The organism is Microbacterium sp. 67-17, assembly GCF_001898325.1.
Classification (GTDB): domain Bacteria; phylum Actinomycetota; class Actinomycetes; order Actinomycetales; family Microbacteriaceae; genus Microbacterium; species Microbacterium schleiferi.
Window position 1 is genome coordinate 104760 of sequence record NZ_MKTR01000002.1, and the last position, 20430, is coordinate 125189.

Sequence of the window (20430 nt, forward strand, 5' to 3'; positions counted from 1 at the left end):
GCTCGCGGCAGCTTCGGGACCATCGTCCTCGGCGGTGAGGCGCGGCCCGAGCTACACCAATCTAGGAGCCCCCGCCACACCCTGCTCAGAGATGTCACGGAAACATCGCTCGTTCTTTCCTAGACTCGGGCTGTGACCGCTTCCTCCACGCCCGAACTCGAAGCCGACCGCCAAGCCCTCATCGCCCTCATCGGCGCCGAGGCCGTGTTCCATGGCGACTTCACCCTCTCCAGCGGCAAGAAGGCCTCGTACTACGTCGACATGCGCAAGCTCACGCTCGATCACCGGGCGGCCCCTGCCATCGGCCGGATCATGCTCGATCTCGTCCGCACCGGGCTCGGGACGGATGCCGACACCATCGTCGCGGTCGGCGGCCTGACTCTCGGTGCCGACCCCATCGCGAACGCTGTGATGCACGCGTCAGTCGGCACCGAGCATCCGCTCGACGCCTTCGTCGTCCGCAAGGAGCCGAAGGACCACGGCCGTGGCAGGCAGGTCGAGGGAGCGGATGTCGTGGGTAAGCGCGTCGTCGTGCTCGAAGACACCTCGACGACGGGGCAGTCCGCCCTCAAGGCGGTCGAGGCTCTGCGCCGCGAGGGCGCGGAGCCGGTCGCGGTTGCCGTGATCGTCGATCGCAAGACCGGCGCGCAGGCCGCGATCGAGGACGCCGGGCTCACCTGGCTCGCGGCGATCGACCTCGACGACCTCGGCCTCGCCCCGCAGTAGAGCAGAGGCCCAAGGTTCAGTCGCGCCGTCTTGCGGGTGCTGTCGAGCTGAACCCACACTTTCGCGCGACTGAACCTGAGTCCTGAGAGTTCGGTCGCGTCGTGTTGCGGGTTGAGGGCGAGGCACGCCGCGTTTCAGCGCTACTGAACGAGTGCTCAGTAATACCTCAGTCCTCGCCGCCGCCGCCGCCGCGGCTGCGCCACCACTGCCAGACGGCGACGACGAGGGCGCCGCTGATGATGATCAGTGACGTCCACAGCAGTGGCGACTGTTCGACCTCGTTCACGGCCGTCTCCCCTCGGCCGCGCCGGCGACGATCTTCGCAATACGTGCCGCGCGGGTCTCGGGGCGCTTGGCCAGCGCGATCTGTTGAAGCCCGTACTTGCGAGCAGACAGCGGGAACGCATCCCAGTTCGCGCGCGCTGCGGGGTTCGCATCCAAGGCCGCGACCAGATCAGCCGGATCGATACCGGCCTCTGCCTCGTCCAGCACTGTCCAGGTGCCGTTGGCCTTCGCGATCTCGACGGCGCGGATGCCGGCCTCGGCCAGAAGGCCCTGCGCCTCCAGGAGCGCGATCCGCGCCTTGTTCGTCGCAGCCCAGCCGCTGGCCGGCCGTCGCGGCGCGAACCACAGTCCGCTCCGCTTCTCGTCGAACACACGCACGGGACCGTCGACCCACCCGAAGCACAGCGCCTGGAGGATCGAGTCCTCGTACTCGACGAGCGTCAGGCCCGATCCCGGCCGGGCGCGCACCAACCATGCCCCCTTCGAGGTCGCATGATTGGCCCCGAGCCAGACGCGCCAGGCCGCGGCATCCGTCGCTTCAACGCGCTCGCCGTCGTCGAGGGCTCCCATCACAGCACCTCAGGCATCTCCGACTCTTCGGGCTCCGCGGGAAGCAACTCGGCTATCGAGTCCAGGATCTCGTCGGGACGGAACGGGAAGCGGTCGATCTCGGCATGGTCACTGATGCCGGTGAGCACGAGCACCGTGTGAAGACCCGCCTCGATGCCCGCGACGATGTCGGTGTCCATCCGGTCGCCGATCATCCCTGTCGATTCCGAGTGAGCGCCGATGCGGTTCAGCGCCGAGCGGAACATCATCGGGTTGGGCTTTCCCACGACGTACGGTTCCTTGCCGGTGGCCTTCGTGATGAGGGCAGTGATCGCGCCCGTCGCCGGAAGGATGCCCTCTGCTGAGGGCCCGGTCGCGTCGGGATTCGTCGCAATGAATCGCGCTCCGCCGGCAATCGCTCGGATCGCCTTGGTGATCGCCTCGAACGAGTAATTGCGGGTCTCGCCGACAACGACATAGTCGGGGTCGTTCTCGGTCATGATGAAGCCGGCCTCGTGAAGCGCCGTCGTGAGTCCTGCCTCGCCGATCACGAAAGCGGATGCTCCGGGAGCCTGCCCGCGCAGAAAATCCGCCGTCGCGAGCGCTGAGGTCCAGATCGCCTCTTCGGGCACGACGAGACCGGATGCCCGGAGGCGGGCGCTCAGGTCGCGCGGCGTGAAGATCGAGTTGTTCGTCAGGACCAGGAAGGGTACTCCCTGCTCGCGCCAGCCCTCGATCACCTCAGCCGCGCCGGGAACGGGGATGTTCTCGTGGACGAGCACGCCGTCCATATCGGTGAGCCAGCATTCCACGTCTGCTCGGGTCCGCATGGCCACAGCGTATCCCGCGCGGGGAGGTCTAGTGTCGATCACGTGACGCGCAGGCGGTGGGATCCCGAGTCGCTGCCCGACCTTTCCGGACAGTCGTACCTCGTGACGGGTTCGAACGCGGGCCTCGGGTATTTCGCGAGTGAGCAACTGGCCCGAGCCGGAGCGCATGTGATCATGTCGGGCCGCAACCCCAAGCGCCTGTCCGCCGCTCGAGCAACGCTCGCCGGGCGCGTTCCGGGAGCCGACATCGAATCCCTCATCATCGACACGGCCAAGCCGGGCTCGATTCGGTCGGCGGCGGCATCCTTGCGCACCCGCGGCCCACTGGATGGCGTGCTGCTGAACGCGGGCATCGTCCATCCGCCGCGGCGCCGCGAGACGACCTCCGATGGCGCCGAGGTCGTGCTTGCCACGAACGCACTCGGGCACTTCGCGCTCGCGGGGGAGTTGCTCGTGCCGCTCGCGCGCTCGGGTGGACGGATGGTGTGGCTCGGCAGCATGTCGATCTCACTGACCCCTTATGACCCGGTCGATCTGCAGCTGACCGAGGGCTACTCGGGCTGGCGTGCGTACGTGCAGTCGAAGGTCGTGACGACGGCCCTCGGGCTGGAAGCAGATCGTCGCCTGCGCGAGCACGGTGTTCCGGTCGACAGTGTGGTCGTTCACCCGGGGTACTCGACGAGCGGACGGACCATCGGGCTGCACGGCGTGAACCAACCGAGCAAGATCACGCGGTTCGTCGACAATCTGCAGACACCTTTCACCCAGTCCAAAGAGCGCGGGGCGTGGCCGCTCGTGCGGGCACTGGCCGACCCCTCGATCGGGGGTGGGCAGTTCTGGGGGCCGCGCTATCTCGTCAAGGGCGATCCCCGGCGAGCGCGCCTGCCGAAGATCGTGCGCGACCCCGAACGCCTGGCACGCATCTGGGATGCGTGTGAAGCAGCAACCCGCACCCGCTGGCCTTTCGCGGCGGCATCCGTCGCTCGCTGAGCCAGGCCTCGGGTTCGGTCGCGTCGTTGTATGGGTCGGGCGGGATGTGACCCGCGTCAAGGCGCGACTGAACGGTCGTCGCGGTGCGGACCGGTTCAGGCGCTGAGCCAGATGGCTGCGGGTGCCGCAGCGGGCAGTGTCACCGCGCGGTCCCCGACATCGAGCAGCTCGCGGCCGCGGACGCACACGACGCTTCCCACATCGACGGATGCCTCATCCAATGCCTCGAGCAGGCCCGGAACGCGGTCCGAGACCCGAAGTACCCGCCCACAGTGTCCGAGCGGCGCATCGGCGAGAAGAACGAACGGCTCACGAATCACCGTGCCGTCGGCATCCGGAATCGCATCGCCGTGGGGATCGAACCGGGGTCTCCCGAGGCGCGCGTCGATGCCGTCGAGGAGGCGATCGCTGATGGCGTGTTCGAGAATCTCGGCCTCTTCGTGCACGTCAGCCCACGTGTACCCGAACTCGCGCACCAGCCAGGTCTCGATGAGGCGGTGGCGACGGATGATGGCTGCCGCGCGGTGCTCGCCCGCTGCCGTCAGCGAGATCGGTCCGTACGGGCGGTGGGTCACGAGTCCTTGCGCGGCGAGCTTGCGAACCATCTCGGTCACGCTCGAAGGCGCGAGTCCGAGCTCGGACGCGAGCTGCGACGGCGTGATCCGCTCGGTCTGCCACTCCGTGTGGTGGTAGATCGTCTTCAGATAGTCGTCGATGGCCGCGGAGGACATGTCGAAACCCTACCCGTCAGTTTCGGGCGCTCGATTACGTGCCGGTGAAGACCAGCCACAGCAGCACCAGGTTGAGGGTGATCAACAGTGCCGCCGACACCACCCCCAGGACTGTCGTGGTGAGTCGGTTGCGGAACGGGCCGAGGACGCTGCGCCGCGCGGTGATCCATACGAGGGGAACCAGGGCGAACGGGATGCCGAACGAGAGTACGACCTGGCTGAGCACGAGCGCGAAGGTCGGGTCGACGCCGAATCCGAGGATCAGGAGGGCGGGTACGAGCGTGACCAGGCGCCGGATGACGAGCGGGACCCGGATGTGGAGCAGGCCGCTCATGATCTCGGCGCCTGCATAGGCCCCGACGGCTGTCGAGGCGAGCCCGCTCGCGAGCAGGCCGACGGCGAAGAGCGTCGCGATGATCGGCCCGAGCCCGTCGCGCAGGGCAGCGTAGGCGCCTTCGAGTGAGTCGGTGCCGGGGACGCCCGCGAGGTTCGCCGCGGCCAGCAGCAGGATGCAGAGGTTGACGGTGCCAGCGATGACCATCGCAATCGTGACGTCCCAGCGGGTGGCGGTCAGCAGCCGCCGCGTCGACACGCCACGCCCCGACTCGAGGCCGGCCGCCGCTGAGCCGAACGTGAACTGCTGGGCAGTCGCGACCGGCGCGAACCGATCGCGGCTGAGGGCCGAGTGTGCGTAGATTGCGTGCGGCATGACGGTGGCCCCGAGGATGGATGCCGCCAGCAGCACCGAGTCGGCGCCTCCGAACCGGGGGACGAGGCCGGCGACGATTCCGGCGGGGTCGGGCGGTGCGACGAAGACTCCGGCGGTGAATCCGACCGCGATGAGCACCACGAGCCCGATCACGATCACCTCGAAAGGTCGGGCGCCGCGGCGTGACTGCACGATCAGCAGGCCCAGCGAAACGACGCCCGTGATCACCCCACCCCACAACAGGGGGATGCCGAACAGCAGGTTCAGGGCAACGGCGCCGCCGATCACCTCGGCAACGTCTGTCGCCATGGCTACAAGCTCTGCCTGCAGCCAGTACAGGCGCCGACCCCAGACGCTCCGGATTCGCCCCCCGAGTGCCTGGGGCAGGCTCTCGCCGGTGACCACACCGAGCTTTGCCGAGAGGTACTGGATGAGCCAGGCCATCACGTTCGCGACCACGACCACCCACACCAGCAGGTACCCGTAGCGAGCGCCGGCCGTCATGTTGCTGGCCACGTTGCCGGGGTCGAGGTAGGCGACGCCGGCGACCATCGCCGGGCCGAGGAGCCACACCAGCCGGGGTGCTCTCACCGGTGCTGAGGCGGGGGGAGTGGGAGTCGGTGGGGACTTCGGCATGCCGAAAACCCTACCGATATTTCGGTGAACCGAAAAGATGATGGCGAGCCGAAGACGGGCGCAGCCATCCGCCTCCTGCCCCGGAGTCACACTGCCGTCGGATAGATTGCTCGACGTGCACGTCGAGTCCGAGCCCGGGAGCGAGCCGGAACTCTCCCACGGGGTCGGCCCCTGGCCGGGCGGCAAGGCGGAGTGGCCAGACGATCCGCACCTGGACCCCGAACTCCTCGCCGGCGGCGACCGGCGAAACGTCGTGGACCGGTATCGCTTTTGGCGGATGGACGCCATTGTTGCCGATCTCGATGAGCGGCGGCATCCGTTTCACGTCGCCATCGAGAACTGGCAGCACGACCTCAACATCGGCTCCATCGTCCGCAGCGCGAACGCCTTCCTCGCGGCCGAGGTGCACATCATCGGGCGCCGCCGCTGGAACAAGCGCGGCGCGATGGTCACCGACCGCTACCAGCACGTGCGCCACCACGAGGATGTCGCGGCCTTCGCCGCGTGGGCGGATGCCGCGAGCTTGCCGATCATCGCGATCGACAACGTCGAGGGGTCCCGGCCTCTGCCCGACGCTGACCTGCCGCAGGCCTGCGTCCTGCTGTTCGGTCAGGAAGGGCCGGGACTCTCGCCCGAGGCGCTGGCCGCGGCATCCGGCACCGTCGAAATCGCCCAGTACGGCTCGACCCGCTCGATCAACGCCGCCGCGGCTGCCGCTGTTGTGATGTACGAGTGGTGCCGCCGCTGGGCGTGAGCGACGGCACAGGCGATCGGCGCTGAGGCGGCGTAGACTGCCGCGCGTGAACGGACAGATGACGCCTGCGGGCGGATGGAGGTTGTCGACGCGCTCTGCGTCGGCGGACACGACGGCCTGAGGCCGCGCTCTCTTTCCCGACGGGCTCCTCGCCCGCTCCGGCTGCACTGCAGTCGCAATTCCCGTTCATTCGACGTGCTGAGCGATCTTCGCTGACGCTGGCTTCTGCCGGTCGTGGCTCGCCGCATTCGCTTCGCCGTCGCATCCTGAAAGGACCGCTTATGCGTCCCCTCACCGACACCCAGATCCGGGCATCGTTTGTCAACGCCTCGCGCAGCGAGCGCAAGGCCCTGACTCTGCCCACAGACCTCGACGCTCCCGACTGGGAGGCCCTGGATTACCTCGGCATCCGAGATCCGAAGCTCCCGAAGCTCGCATCAGTCGTGATCGATCTCGACGATGAGCCCGTCGGCATCCTGCTGCGCCAGACTGACGCGCGCCCGCTGAGCCGCCCACAGTGCTCGTGGTGCAATGACATCCAGCTCCCCAACGACGTCGTGATGTTCGCCGCCAAGCGCGCGGGCGACGCCGGCCGGCGCGGCGACACTGTCGGCATCCTTGTGTGCGAGAACTTCGAGTGCTCGGCCAATGTGCGAAAGCTCCCGCCGTCGGCGTATCTCGGTTTCGACCGCGAGGCGGCGCGCGATCGACGCATCGAGGCGCTGCGCACGAATGTCACCGAGTTCGCCCGCAGCGTGCGCGACGGGGTGTAGTCAGTCTCCGGGCTGCATGATCTCGCGCAGCCGAGCCTCACGCTCGGCCGCGAGATCGTGCAGCCGCTGGGTGAAGGCGGCGACGGATGCGGCATCCGTGGCACCTGCTGCCTGCGTAACCGGTGACCCGACCGGCGTGCCGGCAAGGACCGCGAGCGGAACGACTCCCGCCCAAACGGTGTGGTCTTCGCCATCGTCTGGGGTGTCGCCCACGCCATCGAAGCGGACCTTGACGCTTGCCTGATCGAGCGGAACCTGCAGAACGTGCGTCGCACGGACCTCTTTGCGCGTCATCTCTCGCACCTCGGCGCGCCGGCCCGGCATGAGGTGGTCCGAGACCTGCCAGAGCGCGCGCTCCCGAAGCTCGTCGGGCACGATCCTGGCGCGTCCGAACACGACGGCGCTCCGGTAGTTGGCGGAGCTCTCGAACGTGGATGCCGCAAAGACCAGCCCGTCCACGTGCGTGACGGTGACCGAGACCGGAACGCCATCGCCCGCGGCATCCAGGAACAACCCACCGCCGGTCGAACCGTGCAGCAGCAGCACAGGCCCCTCCCCGAGGTCGCCGACCCCGTAGAGGTAAGGCAACACGATCGGTGCGCCGCCCCGAACGAAGCCCACGTGGGCGACGATCCCTTCCGCGAGGATGCCGAGCAGTACCTCGGTATCGGTGTTCTGCCGCTGCGGCTTGCGTCGCACCTGCAGCGAGGGGGACGCGGGCGTTTCGGACGTCATACGTTGAGGGTAGAGCCGAGCCAGGTCTGGCCCCGCAATCGCCAGCCGAGCGTCGCGGCGCGCGCGAGCATGTAGACGCCGAAGAACGCGACGGCAAGCCACGCGAGCCCGGCCGCACCGCCGGGGTGGAAGATCGCAACCAGAGCCAGGGCGGGAAGGAACGGCACGAGATTGAGGGCGCCCGCGATCGCGAGATAGCGCGCGTCGCCGGCGCCGATGAGCACGCCGTCCCAGACGAAGACGATGCCGCACAACGGCTGGGCGACGGCGAGTACGAGCAGGGCAGGTTGCACGATGGCGGCAAGTTCCGGGTCGCCGGTGAAGAGGAGCCCGATGACCCCGGAGGCTGCCGCGACTCCCGCCCCGACCAGGATGCCGAACCACAGGCCCCACGCGCTGGTGCGCTGCAGCACCTTGCGTACGCGAGCGTGGTCCTTTTCGCCGAGTGACTTGCCGATGAGCGCTTGAGCCGCGATCGCGAGGGCGTCGAGAGCGAACGCGGCAGCCGAGAAGATCGTGTACGCGACCTGCCAGCCTGCGAGTTCATCGGTGCCGAGCCCGGTGGCTACGGCGACCGTCGTCAGCAGCGCGATCCGCAGCGACACCGTCCGCAGGAACAGCCAGCCGCCCGTGCGGGCAGATCCGCGGACCCCGCGGGCCGATGGGCGGACCTGGGCCGAATGCCGCTGAGCAAGCCGCCCGATGACACCGACGTAGGCGATGACCATGCCCCACTGGGCGAGCACGGTACCGACCGCTGAGCCCGCGATTCCCCACCCGAGGCCGTAGATGAACAGTGCGTTCAGCGCGGCGTTGGCGCCGAAGCCCGCGGCGGCGATCCACAGCGGTGTGACGGTGTCTTGCATCCCGCGCAGCAGCCCCGTCGCGGCGAACACGATCAGCATCGCGGGAAGGCCCCACATCGAGATGTGGAGGTAAGTCATGGCGTCGGCGGCTACCGCCTCGCTGGCGCCGAAGAGCGAGACGAGCGGTGGTGTCGCGAGGGATCCGGCGAGGGCCAGGATCGCGCCGAGTCCCAGGGCAAGCCAGAGGCCGTCGATGCCGACCGAGACCGCGGACTTCGCGTCGCCGGCGCCGAAGCGTCGGGCAACCGCCGGGGTCGTCGAGTACGCGAGGAACACCATGAGCCCGACGATCGTCTGCAGGATCGCCGAGGCGATCCCGAGGGCGGCCAGCGGCACAGTGCCCAGGTGTCCGACCAGAGCCGAATCGACGATGAGGAACAGCGGCTCGGCGATGAGAGCACCGAGCGCCGGCACCGCGAGCCGCAGGATGTCGCGGTTCAGCGTCGATGGAGCGCCGCCGGCGGGTCGAGAAGGCACGAGCCGAGCCTAGGGTTTGCCGTGGCAGGCCGGATGATGCGCGCCGGGCGGGTCTGCCGGGCATCCGGTAGTTCATATGCCGCGACACGCCGTGCGCGGCATCCGTCGTTCACAGTTTGCGGCAAACGAACCGTGCTGATGCCACGATGGGTAGTGCGAAAGAGGCGCCGCCGGGCGCCCGGGCAGGGGTGGGATGACGGGGAAGACGTCGTCGACCACATCTCCGGATGCCGGCAGCGGCATCCAGTACGTCGAGGCTGTCGAGCGCGGGCAGGAGCCACCGAGCGCCTTCGGCGTGCTCGTGGCGAAGTTCGTCGGCGGTGTGCTCGCGATCGGGTCAGGGATGGTGCTTGGTCGCGAGGGCCCCACGGTCCACATCGGGGCGGTTCTCGGGGCCGAGGCAGCTCGCCGCAGCCGCAGATCCGCGGCGGATGCCCGCACACTTCACTCCGCCCTCTCTGGTGCGGGGCTGGCGGTCGCGTTCAATGCTCCGCTCGGCGGATCGCTCTTCGTCATCGAAGAGATCGCCCAGTCGGTGAAGGCCCGCATCGTCCTTCCCACCCTGGCCGGTGTCGCTGTCGCCGTCGCCACCGCGTGGATCGTCGTCGGCAATGCACCGATCTTCCAGGTGGATCCGGTGCCGTCGCCCGACCTCGCGCAGGTCGGCGTCTTCGCTGTCTTCGGCCTGCTCACCGGCATCCTCGGCGCGGGATACAACCGCCTCATCCTGGGATTCCTGACGGCCGCGCGGGCTGCTCGCCGCGTGCCGCCTGTCGCTCAGGCTGCGATCATCGGTGGCACCGTTGGTCTGCTGCTGTTCCTCGATCCGCTGGGCGCCGGAGGGGGTGACCCGATCTCGCAGGGGCTGCTTCGCGGCGAGTCGCTCATACCCCTCGTGCTTGCGGCAACCCTCGTCATCCGGTTCCTCGCCGGCCCGCTCTCGTACGCGGCCGGAACCCCGGGCGGCCTGTTCGCACCGCTGCTGGCGATCGGCGCGCTGTGGGGAGCGCTGTGCGGATCTCTGGCCAAACTGATCCTCCCGGAGGTGGCCGATACGACGGTCGTCGTGTTCGTCCTGGTCGGAATGACCGCGATGTTCGCGGCTACGATCCGGGCGCCGCTGACCGGCATCGCCGTCGTGGTCGAGATGACGGCTGTCGCAACAGTGCTGGCGCCGATGCTGGCGGCATCCGTCTGCGCGATCCTCGTCGCCGCCCTCCTGCGGACCCGCCCGATCTACGAGGACCTGCGCGAACGGATGCTGCATCCACCCGCCGTTCGCTCGGTGTTCCCGCCTCGCAGGGACCGCGCATAGGGGAGGTGCTTATTCTGGAGGACATGACCGACGCCCTCGCCTGCGGCCTCCCGCTCGAAGAACTCTCTGCCGACATCCGCCCGCAAGACGATCTGTTCCGCCACGTGAACGGTGCGTGGCTGGATCGCACGGAAATCCCCGACGACAAGGCTCGCTGGGGATCGTTCCACCTGATCGCCGAACAGGCCGAGAAGGACGTGCGCGCGATCATCGAAGAGAGCACGGATGCAGAGCCCGGCACTGAGACGCGCAAGATCGGCGACCTCTATACGAGCTTCATGGACACCGAGCGCATCGCCGCGCTTGGCGTGACCCCGATCGCCCCGCAGCTGGCGGCGGTTGACGCTGTCTCGTCCATCCCGGAGCTGCTGACGACCCTCGGCACCCTCGAGCGTGACGGCGTCTCGGGCCTGTTCGGCCTCTATGTCGAGCCCGACCCCGGCAACCCGCAGCGCTACGTCCCGTTCATCGTGCAGGGCGGGCTGTCGCTTCCCGACGAGAGCTACTACCGGCTCGAGAACTTCGAGAAGACCCGAGGCGAGTTCCGCGCGCACGTCGAACGGATGCTGACCCTCGCAGGTGTCGCGGATGCCGCGGCGGATGCCGATCGCATCGTCGCCCTCGAGACCGAGCTGGCCTCCCACCACTGGGACAACGTGCGTAGTCGCGACGCGATGGCCACCTACAACCTGCACACCTGGATGCAGTTCCTGGAGCTGGCGGGGCTGGACCTTGCGCCGTGGCTGTCGGCGTTGGCGCCGGGCAAGGAGACGGCGTTCGACGAGGTCGTCGTGTACCAGCCGAGCTTCATCGAGTCGCTCGGTTCCCTCCTGGTTCCGGAGCGACTCGACGACTGGAAAGCTTGGCTGCGAATCGCCGTCATCCGTGGCGCCGCGCCCCTTCTCTCTGACGAGTTCGTCGCCGAGAACTTCGCCTTCTACGGAACCCAGCTCACCGGGGTGCCCACGATCCGGGACCGCTGGAAGCGCGGCGTGAGTCTGGTCGAGGGCTCGATGGGCGAGGCCGTCGGACGCGTGTACGTCGAACGGCACTTTCCGCCGGCGGCGAAGGAAGCCATGGACGAGCTGGTTGCGAACCTCATCGAGGCGTACCGGCGCAGCATCCGTTCGCTGGAGTGGATGAGCCCCGAGACTCGCGAGCGGGCGCTCGCCAAGCTCGACGCGTTCACCCCGAAGATCGGCTACCCGAGGACGTGGAAGGACTATTCAGCTCTCGAGATCGATGCCACCGACCTGGTTGGCAACGCGCGCCGCGCACACCGGGTCGAGCACGATCGCCAGCTTGCGAAGGTCGGAAAGCCGATCGACCGCGACGAATGGTTCATGACGCCGCAGACGGTCAACGCCTACTACAACCCGCTCATGAACGAGATCGTCTTCCCCGCGGCGATCCTGCAGTACCCGTTCTTCGATGCCAGCCGCGACGCCGCTGCCAACTACGGCGGCATCGGCGCGGTCATCGGCCACGAGATCGGTCACGGGTTCGATGACCAGGGGAGCCGGTTCGACGGTGACGGGTCGCTCCGCGACTGGTGGACCGAGGCCGACCGCGAAGCATTCGAGAGGCGCACCAAGGCGCTCATCGAGCAGTACGATGCGCTGATCCCGCGAGGCCTGGATGAGAAGCACCATGTCAACGGCGCGCTCACGATCGGCGAGAACATTGGAGACCTCGGGGGCCTGGGTATCGCCATCAAGGCCTACGAGATCTCGCTCGGCGGTGAGCCGGCTCCGGTGATCGACGGATACACCGGCATCCAGCGGCTGCTGCTGAGCTGGGGGCAGATCTGGCAGCAGAAGGGACGGGATGCCGAGACCATCCGCCTGCTCACGATCGACCCGCATTCGCCCAACGAGTTCCGCTGCAATCAGATCGTGCGCAACGTGGATGCCTTCTACGACGCATTCGAGGTGACAGAGGCTGACCAGCTGTGGCTCGACCCCGCGGAGCGCGTCACAATCTGGTGAGGTCGATCACCTAGAATCCCCCCACCTGAACACGGGAAGGATCCCTCGGTGGGCACACCACCCAGCACGTCGCGCGCGGATCACCGCGCCGATTCTCGGCGGACTCGTCAAGCCTCTGGGCGTGCGCGTTCCTTTGGCGCGACGATGCACGCTCTGGAACAGTTGGCGAACGCGGGTGGCCGTGTCTCGGTGTGCGTCACTGACCTTGATCGCGGGAAGGACCTCGTACTGGGCGATGCTTTCGTGACGCTGCCGGTCGCCCAGCTCGGGGTCGTACCTCTCCTGATCCAGGTGGCAGCGGCGATGGAGGCGGGGGAGATGGATGCTGCGGCATCCGTCTCCCGGCCGCCCCTGGTCGACGGCTCGTCGGCTGGACTGTGGCGCCACTTCGCTGCCGTCGATTTGAAGCCGGTGGATCTTGCGGTACTCACGGCGGCGGCAGCAGACCCGCTGGCGACCAACGCGCTCATCGATCTCGTCGGGCTCGATCCGGTGCGTGAACGCATCGAGCAGCTCGGGCTCACCCGCACGGCACTGCTCGACCGCGTCCGTGAGGACCGGGGGCCGGATGACGCTCCGCACTTCGCGCTGTCGACGACCCGTGATCTGACGACGATGTTCTCGGCGCTCATGAACGGCAGAGCAATATCTGCCGCGGTCAGTGCGGAAGTGGTCGGGTGGCTCGCGCTCAATGCCGATCTCGGACTCGCCGCTGGCGCGACGGGCCTCGACCCGCTCGCACATGCCGGCACCGGGAAGGAACTGCTCCTGGTGAACAAGACCGGGCGTGACCGCGGCATCCGTGCCGAGGCTGGCGTGCTCGCCGGGCCCCGGGCAGGCGTCGCCTACGCGATGATCGTGCAGTTCACGGAGGACACTCCGCTCGATCGGTTGCGGGTGCAGGATGCGTTCCGGGTATTCGGCGCCGACCTCATGGAGTCCGTGCACTGAGTCTCGCGCGATCGGGGCGGCGCAACCTGCGAGGATATGGTGATGACCACCTCCGGGGTGAGCGGTGCTGCGCGTTCACCACGTCGAAACTTTCCCGCGCACCAGATACTCACCCTCTTCGGAGACTACTGGTGGGGGATTCCCGAGGCGATACCGACAGGTGCGCTCCTGGCCGGACTCGGTGACCTCGGTGTGAACGAGCCGGCTGCGCGCGCTGCGATTTCGCGCCTCGTCGATCAAGATCTGCTCGAGATGAGCAAAGAGGGCCGCCGAACCAGCCACGCGCTTTCGGAGCGTGGTCAGCGGGTTGTGCGTGACGAAGCCCGGTGGCTGACGAGGTTCGGCTGCAGCGATGTCGAGTGGGACGGGTTGTGGTCCGTCATTGCGTTCACGATCCCCGAGGCGCAACGTGCGCAGCGGCATGTGGCACGGACGCGTTTGCGCTGGCTGGGGTACGCGCCGCTCTATGACGGGGTATGGATATCTCCGTTCGACACTCGAGAGCAGGCCGAGCAGGTGCTGGGGGAGGCTGGGGTGCCGGATGTGACCTCGTCGCGGACTGCTCTACGGATGAGTGATCCGGCTGGTCCGTCGCGCGCCTGGAATATGGAAGAGGTCAGGCAGAGCTACCTCGAGTTCGTCGCTCGCGCGGACGAACTCGCTCGCGAGCTGGAACCCCTCCCGGCATTCGCTGCTCGAACGGGTCTCATGCTCGCGTGGCAGACGTTCCGCCAGAACGATCCGGACCATCCGTCCGAGATCCTGCCCGTGGACTGGCCCAGACGGGCAGCCCGCTTGGCCTTCGCTCGTGCCTACAACACCCTTGGTGGCCCGGCGGAGGAGCGGATGCGTATGCATATCGCGAAGATCTCCCCTGAGCTCGCGACCCACGTCACGGTCCAACGGCTCTCGATCGAGTGCCCTCCGCGTTCTCGCGACCACGGCGGACGGGAAACCTCAGGGGGTTAATTAAAAAAACATTGACGATCGTCACTCCAGGTTTTTACTATCGGTGCCAGCGGCAGTGCTGCCGTTTGTGGACAACGACGTTCCCTTCCTGGAGGAGTTCATGCACAGATCTCATCCGCACGCGCGCATTGGCGCGGGCGCTGTTGCGGCGATCGGACTGATCGCCGCCCTACTCGTACCATCGCAAGCTGCTGTGTCCGCGAGCGACGTAACCCTCGAGGTGGTCTCGAGCAGGCCGGATGCCGTCACCGCTGGAGACGCGCTCATCTCGGTCGCCGGCGCAGATGATTCGATGACGATCACCGCTGCTGGGGTTGATGTCACCGATCGCTTCGCAGCACTGGGTGGTGCGTTCATCGGACTCGTCGACGGCCTGCCCGACGGTGTCAGTGAGATCAAGGTTCTCGATGCCGGCGGGAGCTCGGTAGCAGAGATCGAGGTTACCAATCACCCGGCCTGGGGCCCCGTCTTCTCAGGACCGCAGCACCCTATGTACTGCACGGCGTCCGATGCGCCGTGGAATCTCGGTCCAACCGATGAGAACTGTCACGTCGCAGAGCCCGTGGTCAGCTACCGCTACCGCACCACAGGAGGTGCCTTCGCCGACTATCCGACGGACGGCAGCACACCCGGAGACCTCGTGACCACGACCGTCGACGGCGAGGAAGTGCCCTACATCGTGCGGATCGAGCGGGGCACGATCAATCGGGCCGTGTATGAGTTCGCGGTGCTCGGGCAGCCGGACGACCCCGTGCTCACACCATGGACCGCTGGTGACGGATGGAACGGCAAGCTCGCATACACCTTCGGTGGCGCGTGCGGCGTCGGCTACTGGCAGGGCACGTCGACCGGCGGTGTCGAGAACGACCTCCTGCTGAGCCGCGGCTACGCCGTCGCATCGGGCACCTTCAACGTCTACGCCCAGAACTGCAATGACGTGACGAGTGCTGAGACGGCGACGATGGTGAAAGAGCACGTCGTCGAGAGTCTGGGCCCGCTCGAGTACACGATCGGGTTCGGTGGGTCTGCGGGCACGATGCAACAGCTGCTGCTGTCGAACAACTACCCCGGCATCATCGACGGTGTTCTCGGTGAGATCGGCTACCCGGACGAGCGTTCCACGACGGTAGCCGGGCACGACTGCCGCAATCTGCTCAACTACTGGAACTCCGATGAAGGTGCCGGCTGGTCGGATGCTGAGAAGCTCGCAGTGACGGGTCACGCGAGCACCTTCACGTGCTTCGGCTTCACGTTCTTCGACGGTGTGGACGACCCAAACCGCGGATGCAACAGTGCGATTCCGGTCGCCGACCGGTGGTCGCCGAGCAACCCTGAGCGACTGCGCTGCACGATCGCTGACATGGTGAAGAACGTCTATGGCGTGGACTCCGAGGGGCGCGGACTGCGAATCGTGCCTGACAACGTGGGTGTCCAATACGGCCTCAACGCGCTGCTCGACGAGGAGATTTCGATCGACAAGTTCCTGTCGCTGAACGCGAACGCAGGCGGGATGGATGTCGATGGTGCCCGCACCGAGGAGCGCTCCGTTGCCAGCGTTGCAGCCATCGAGCGCGCGTTCGAGACAGGACGTATCAACATGATGACCGGGGGACTTGAGTACATCCCCGTCATTGAGATCCGCCCCTACACCGATATGCAGGAAGACTTCCATGAGCGTTACCGCTCTGCCATCATCCGCGAACGGATGCTGGCAGCATGGGGCAACGCTGACACGCACGTGAGCTGGACCAGTTCGACCGACCCGACGATCTCGGCGGCCATGCGCGCGTCGGCTCTCGACCGGCTCGAGGAGTGGCTGGACGCGATCATCGAGGCCGGCGGCCCCGGTGATCGTGCTCGCACTGTCGCGGCGCGTCCAGACGGACTCAGCGATGGCTGCTTCGATTCCACAGGCGACTTCATCGTCGAGACCGTGGACTACAGCGATCCGACCACTGCGTGCAACACCCTGTATCCATATCACTCGGAGCCCCGTTATGAGGCGGGCGAGCCGCTGTCGCGCGACGTCATGAAGTGCCAGCTGGTGGCGCCGCAGCGCTCTGACTATCCGACGATGACAGACCCGCAGTGGGATGAGCTTCAGGCGACCTTCCCCGACGGTGTGTGCGACTGGACGCAGCCGAGCCAGGGCTATGCCGAACTGGCCGGAACGTGGCTCGACTTCGGGACGACGCAGCGTGCGGCGTTGACCGGACCGGCAATCGCCGGGGACCCCTACATCGGCGAGACCTTGACCGGGGATGCATCCTCGTCGACGGGTGGAGCGGCGCTCGCGTTCCAGTGGCTCGCCGACGGGGTGCCGATCGACGGAGCTGATGGTTCGACCTTTGTTCCGACCGGCGCTCAGGATGGCGCTCGAATCACCCTTCGGGTCACCGCGTCAGCGGATGGATTCGTCGCCGTAACCACCGTGTCCGAGCCGACCGTTTCGGTGAGTGCGAGACCGGATCCGACTGACCCGGCGCCGGATCCGAGCGAAACGCCCGGCGAGGCCTGGGCTGCGGTGACGCTGAGTTCCACCAGCGTCGTACAGGGTGGTTCGTTCACGGTCAATGTTGCCGGGCTCGCGCCGGGTCAGCAGGTCGGGGCGACCGTGTACAGCGATCCGTATGTCGTGACCGGCATCCCGCCGGCATCCAGCAGCGGAACCGTGACGTTCACTGTCGCGATCCCTGCCGACTTCACGCCCGGAGCGCACACGCTCGAAATCACGTCGGGGACACTGGATCCGATCCGCATTGGGATCACGGTGCAGCGTGGAGGCGACCTCGGTGCCCTCGGCGCCAATGCGCCCTGGGGCCTCGCGCTCGCGGCCGCGTTGATGATCGCGATCGGCGGCGTGGTCGTCATGCTTCGCCGGCGTTCGGTCTTTGCAGACGGAGACGGAGACGGAGTGGACTGACACGCGAGCGCTCGGTGGGCACAGATTCACCGTGAGAGCGCACCGAGGGGGCTCCGCTCTGGTGGGGCCCCCTCGGCGTGTGAGCGGACCGGTCTTTCGGTGACAGAACGGCAGCGGTATGAACAAGGCTGGTTCAGCTCAGACGTCGCCGTCGAGCTTGTCAACCAGGTCCAGGCCGCGCTGTGCCCACGCGATCTCGCTCTTTGCCCGCTCGACAAGGCCCTCGTACGCGAAGTGCTTGTACGCGACGATGCGTTCGTGTTCTTCGGCGGGGGAGGCTTTCAAGCGACGTTCGAGCATGGGGTTCGGTGGGTCGATGAGGTCGATCTTGCGGATCTCACCGTCCCACTGCGCGAGCTCGCCTTCCCACTGCTCGATGTGCCGACGAAAGAACTCTCTCGCGGCATCCGGTGACGCAGACTCCAAGTACGCGGCGCGCAGGTGGGCGGGGTCGCGTACCCGCTGATACTCGAGCGGGGAGGCCATCCAGGCGAGGAAGGCACGGTCGCCGGCATCCGTGACGTGGTACATCCGCCGCGTGCCGCGCTCGCCGCGGGCTTGCTCTTCGGCCTCGATGAGGCCGTCGGCTTCCATCTTGCGTAGCTCGGGATAGATCTGCGAGTCCGGCGCGTGCCACACGTGACCGACGGACTGTGTGAACTGCTTGGCCAGCTCATATCCCGACAGCGGTCCGACCCGCAGCAGTGCCAACAGTGCGTAGCGAAGGCTCATCGCTGTGCTCCTTCCCTGTCGAATCCGCTCCCGTGATGCTACCGATACGCCGCGAGACTGCCCCCGCGCCGCGAGACAGCGTGTTGCGTGTGCTGTCTCGCGGGCAGGATGCAGTCTCGCGGGTTTCTGAGGTGATCAGTCGTTCTTGTAGCCGGTGCGCCAGCCGCCCTGGTAGGTCTGGCGGGCGACCGTCGAGTAGGGCACGGGGCTCACGACAACGCGCACTTCGGTCTGCTCGTGCGGCTCGACCGACGCCTTCTTCGATCCACCGTTCGGCTCACCCCAGACCACGCGCAGCTCGGTGCCCTCGGGCACATCGGGCGACACGGTGGCAAGAGACAGGCCGCGGCGCTCGTTGGAGGAGTAGCCGGTGAACATCGAGTAGCCCACGACAGTGCCATCGGCATCCACGACGGCGTCGTAGTTGGCCGAGCCGTAGTTCGCCAGCGGCAGGTCGAAGAACTTGTAGTTCGGGCCGTCGACGTTCAGGAGCGAGGTCCAGACCTTGCCGAGGTCCTCGGCGTTCCAGGCGAGCGTGACCTTCTTGCGCTGGGCAGCCGGGTCCATCTTCTCGAGCGCGTCGCGACCGATGAAGTCGTGGTCGAACTTCACGAACGAGCCGTAACCGAGCTCCCAGGGGGTGAGGTAGTAGTCCTCGATGTTCTCGGAGACAAACGAGCCGGCGAGGGTGCCGGTGGCCTCGTAGGAGTTGGCGGGCAGCCAGTCACGGTAGGCCTGCTCCTCGGCGCCGGTGTAGATCGCGGGAAGCGGCGAGGGGATCCAGCCCGACTCGAGGGTGTTCGACGGGTAGGCGCGGGAGCCGACGGGAAGCAGCCCGAACTCGGCGCCGGCCTCGACGATCAGGTCGCGGATCTTGTGGTGGTCAGCGTAGGGGCCCCAGATCTCCAGGCCCGGGGCGCCAGCCATACCGTGGCGCAGCGTGCGCACGTTCATGCCGCCGATCTTCATCTCCGACATGTTGAAGAAGCCGAGCTTCTCCAGCGGCCCACCGTTGAGCTTCTCGATCACGGCCCAGGCGTTGGGTCCCTGGATCTGGAAGCGGTAGTACTTGCGCGCGACGGCGTCACCGTAGGGGCGCGAGTTCGAGCGGCGGTCCACCTCGACATCCAGGTTCTGGTAGCCACCGGTCTCGCCGTGGAACATGAGCCAGTTCGACGCGGGGGCGCGGCCGACGTAGACGTACTCGTCCTCGGCCTCGCGGAAGAGGATGCCGTCGCCGATGACGTGGCCCGAAGCCGTCGTCGGCACGTACTGCTTGGCCTTGTTGACAGCGAAGTTGGCCACCGAGTTGATCGCGGTGTCCGAGATCAGCTTGATGGCATCCGAGCCCTTGAGGAACACGTTGTCCATGTGGTGGGACTGGTCGTAGAGCACGGCGGTGTCGCGCCACGCCTTCTGCTCCTTGATCCAGTTGGTGAAGTCAGCCGGCACGACGGGATAGATGTACGAGCCGATCTGGGAGTTGCGCAGCAGCTCGACCGGCGAGCCCGCCGCGTCGATGACTTCCTGCAGATTCTGAGGTGCCACGATGAACCTTTCTTCAGTGGTGCGGGCACATCCCGCGGTGGTGGGTGGGTAGGTCAGAAGACGACGGTGTGGTTGCCGTGACGGATGACACGGTCTTGTGCGTGCCAGAGCACGGCGCGCGAGAGAACTGCCCGTTCGACATCCGCGCCCCGACGCTGCAGGTCGGCGGCCGAGTCGGCGTGAGTGACGCGCACGACGTCCTGCTCGATGATGGGGCCTTCGTCGAGGTCCTTCGTCACGTAGTGGCTTGTCGCACCGATGAGCTTCACGCCGCGTTCCTTCGCCTTGCGGTACGGTCCCGCGCCGATGAAGGCGGGAAGGAACGAGTGGTGAATGTTGATGACCGGGACGGCGACATCGTCGATGAAGTTCTCGGAGAGGATCTGCATGTACCGCGCGAGGACGACGAAATCGACGTTGCCCGCGAGGAGCTTGACGATCTCGGCTTCGGCCGCTGACTTGTCCGGCCCCTGCGAGGGAACGTGGAAGAACGGAATGCCGAAGCTTCGGACGTCCTCGGCCATGTTGGTGTGGTTGGAGATCACCATCGGGATCGACACCGGGAGCTCGCCGCGGCGGTGGCGCCACAGCAGATCGAGAAGACAGTGGTCGGAGGTCGAGGCGAGCACGGCCATACGCTTCGGAACCGATTGGTCGGTGAGGCGCCACGTCATGCCGTACGGTTCGAGAGTCGTGGTGATGTCCTGCTCGATCTCTTCGAACGCCGCAGTCAGGTTGGGCCGGTGAAAGACGACGCGCTGGAAGAATGCGCCCCCTTCGGGGTTGTCGGAGTACTGGTCAAGACTCACGATGTTCGCCTTGTGGCGCGTGATCAGTCCCGTGACTGCCGCGACCAGGCCGGGCTGGTCGGGCCCGTGGACGATGAGGCAGGCGTGATCGCGCAGTGCTTCGTTGTGTACCGTCATGGCGTCAAGTCCTTCCG

The 20430-nt window shown here is 67.1% G+C and carries 18 protein-coding genes; 9 read left to right on the plus strand and 9 right to left on the minus strand.

The genetic code is table 11. The features are described 5' to 3' along the window. Nucleotides 1-132 precede the first annotated feature (132 nt). Nucleotides 133-726, plus strand: coding sequence for an orotate phosphoribosyltransferase (gene pyrE, locus BGO47_RS00535; RefSeq protein ID WP_292707249.1), 594 nt, complete (start codon nt 133-135; stop codon nt 724-726). Nucleotides 727-1008: 282 nt separating this feature from the next. On the opposite strand, the gene BGO47_RS00540 is transcribed toward pyrE, so the two are convergent. Further along, nucleotides 1009-1581, minus strand: coding sequence for a YdeI/OmpD-associated family protein (locus BGO47_RS00540; RefSeq protein ID WP_292707252.1), 573 nt, complete (start codon nt 1579-1581; stop codon nt 1009-1011). Further along, complete coding sequence (locus tag BGO47_RS00545; protein WP_292707255.1) at nt 1581-2390, minus strand: HAD-IIA family hydrolase; 810 nt, start codon at nt 2388-2390, stop codon at nt 1581-1583. The genes BGO47_RS00540 and BGO47_RS00545 overlap by 1 nt, the downstream gene beginning before the upstream one ends. A 42-nt stretch (nt 2391-2432) precedes the next feature. Here BGO47_RS00545 and BGO47_RS00550 point away from each other — a divergent pair, with 42 nt between their 5' ends. After that, nucleotides 2433-3380: an SDR family NAD(P)-dependent oxidoreductase gene (locus BGO47_RS00550; RefSeq protein WP_292707258.1), complete on the plus strand. Its 948-nt coding sequence runs from the start codon at nt 2433-2435 to the stop codon at nt 3378-3380. A 95-nt stretch (nt 3381-3475) separates the two neighbouring features. Here the strand turns inward: BGO47_RS00550 and BGO47_RS00555 are convergent, their stop codons facing one another. Both BGO47_RS00555 and BGO47_RS00560 read right to left on the minus strand, forming a co-directional pair. Then, nucleotides 3476-4111: a metal-dependent transcriptional regulator gene (locus tag BGO47_RS00555; protein ID WP_292707261.1), complete on the minus strand. Its 636-nt coding sequence runs from the start codon at nt 4109-4111 to the stop codon at nt 3476-3478. Between the two features lie 34 nt (nt 4112-4145). Then, nucleotides 4146-5456, minus strand: a complete 1311-nt coding sequence (locus BGO47_RS00560; protein WP_292707264.1) for an Nramp family divalent metal transporter — start codon at nt 5454-5456, stop codon at nt 4146-4148. 115 nt (nt 5457-5571) lie between these two features. On the opposite strand from BGO47_RS00560, the gene BGO47_RS00565 reads away from it, so the two are divergent. Then, on the plus strand, nt 5572-6210 hold the full coding sequence (locus BGO47_RS00565; protein WP_292707266.1) for a TrmH family RNA methyltransferase: 639 nt from the start codon (nt 5572-5574) through the stop codon (nt 6208-6210). 281 nt (nt 6211-6491) lie between these two features. Continuing rightward, nucleotides 6492-6983, plus strand: a complete 492-nt coding sequence (locus BGO47_RS00570; protein WP_292707268.1) for an FBP domain-containing protein — start codon at nt 6492-6494, stop codon at nt 6981-6983. On the opposite strand, the gene BGO47_RS00575 is transcribed toward BGO47_RS00570, so the two are convergent. Together BGO47_RS00575 and BGO47_RS00580 are read right to left on the minus strand one after the other, a co-directional pair. Then, complete coding sequence (locus BGO47_RS00575) at nt 6984-7718, minus strand: pyridoxamine 5'-phosphate oxidase family protein (protein ID WP_292707271.1); 735 nt, start codon at nt 7716-7718, stop codon at nt 6984-6986. Continuing rightward, nucleotides 7715-9061, minus strand: a complete 1347-nt coding sequence (locus BGO47_RS00580; protein ID WP_292707273.1) for an MATE family efflux transporter — start codon at nt 9059-9061, stop codon at nt 7715-7717. The genes BGO47_RS00575 and BGO47_RS00580 overlap by 4 nt, the downstream gene beginning before the upstream one ends. Before the next feature lie 193 nt (nt 9062-9254). On the opposite strand from BGO47_RS00580, the gene BGO47_RS00585 reads away from it, so the two are divergent. From BGO47_RS00585 to BGO47_RS00605, 5 genes are all read left to right on the plus strand, one after another. Then, nucleotides 9255-10376 (plus strand): chloride channel protein, encoded by a 1122-nt coding sequence (locus tag BGO47_RS00585; protein ID WP_292707276.1) that lies wholly within the window; start codon nt 9255-9257, stop codon nt 10374-10376. Nucleotides 10377-10399: 23 nt separating this feature from the next. Further along, complete coding sequence (locus BGO47_RS00590) at nt 10400-12364, plus strand: M13-type metalloendopeptidase (RefSeq protein WP_292707279.1); 1965 nt, start codon at nt 10400-10402, stop codon at nt 12362-12364. A gap of 144 nt (nt 12365-12508) precedes the next feature. Beyond that, the gene (locus BGO47_RS00595; protein WP_292707283.1) at nt 12509-13315 is read left to right on the plus strand and encodes a serine hydrolase; all 807 of its coding nucleotides are present in this window, start codon (nt 12509-12511) and stop codon (nt 13313-13315) included. 42 nt (nt 13316-13357) lie between these two features. Then, entirely contained in the window at nt 13358-14284 is a 927-nt protein-coding gene (locus tag BGO47_RS00600) for a PaaX family transcriptional regulator C-terminal domain-containing protein (protein ID WP_292707286.1), read from the plus strand. A gap of 43 nt (nt 14285-14327) precedes the next feature. Next, the gene (locus BGO47_RS00605) at nt 14328-17207 is read left to right on the plus strand and encodes a DUF6351 family protein (RefSeq protein ID WP_292707289.1); all 2880 of its coding nucleotides are present in this window, start codon (nt 14328-14330) and stop codon (nt 17205-17207) included. A gap of 138 nt (nt 17208-17345) precedes the next feature. Here BGO47_RS00605 and BGO47_RS00610 read toward each other — a convergent pair whose 3' ends face one another. From BGO47_RS00610 to purU, 3 genes are all read right to left on the minus strand, one after another. Beyond that, the gene (locus tag BGO47_RS00610; protein WP_292707295.1) at nt 17346-17939 is read right to left on the minus strand and encodes a PadR family transcriptional regulator; all 594 of its coding nucleotides are present in this window, start codon (nt 17937-17939) and stop codon (nt 17346-17348) included. Between the two features lie 135 nt (nt 17940-18074). Further along, nucleotides 18075-19487, minus strand: coding sequence for an aminomethyl transferase family protein (locus BGO47_RS00615; RefSeq protein WP_292707298.1), 1413 nt, complete (start codon nt 19485-19487; stop codon nt 18075-18077). A gap of 53 nt (nt 19488-19540) precedes the next feature. Then, a complete protein-coding gene (gene purU, locus BGO47_RS00620; protein ID WP_292707300.1) occupies nt 19541-20413 on the minus strand; it encodes a formyltetrahydrofolate deformylase in 873 nt (290 codons plus the stop codon). Nucleotides 20414-20430: the final 17 nt, after the last annotated feature.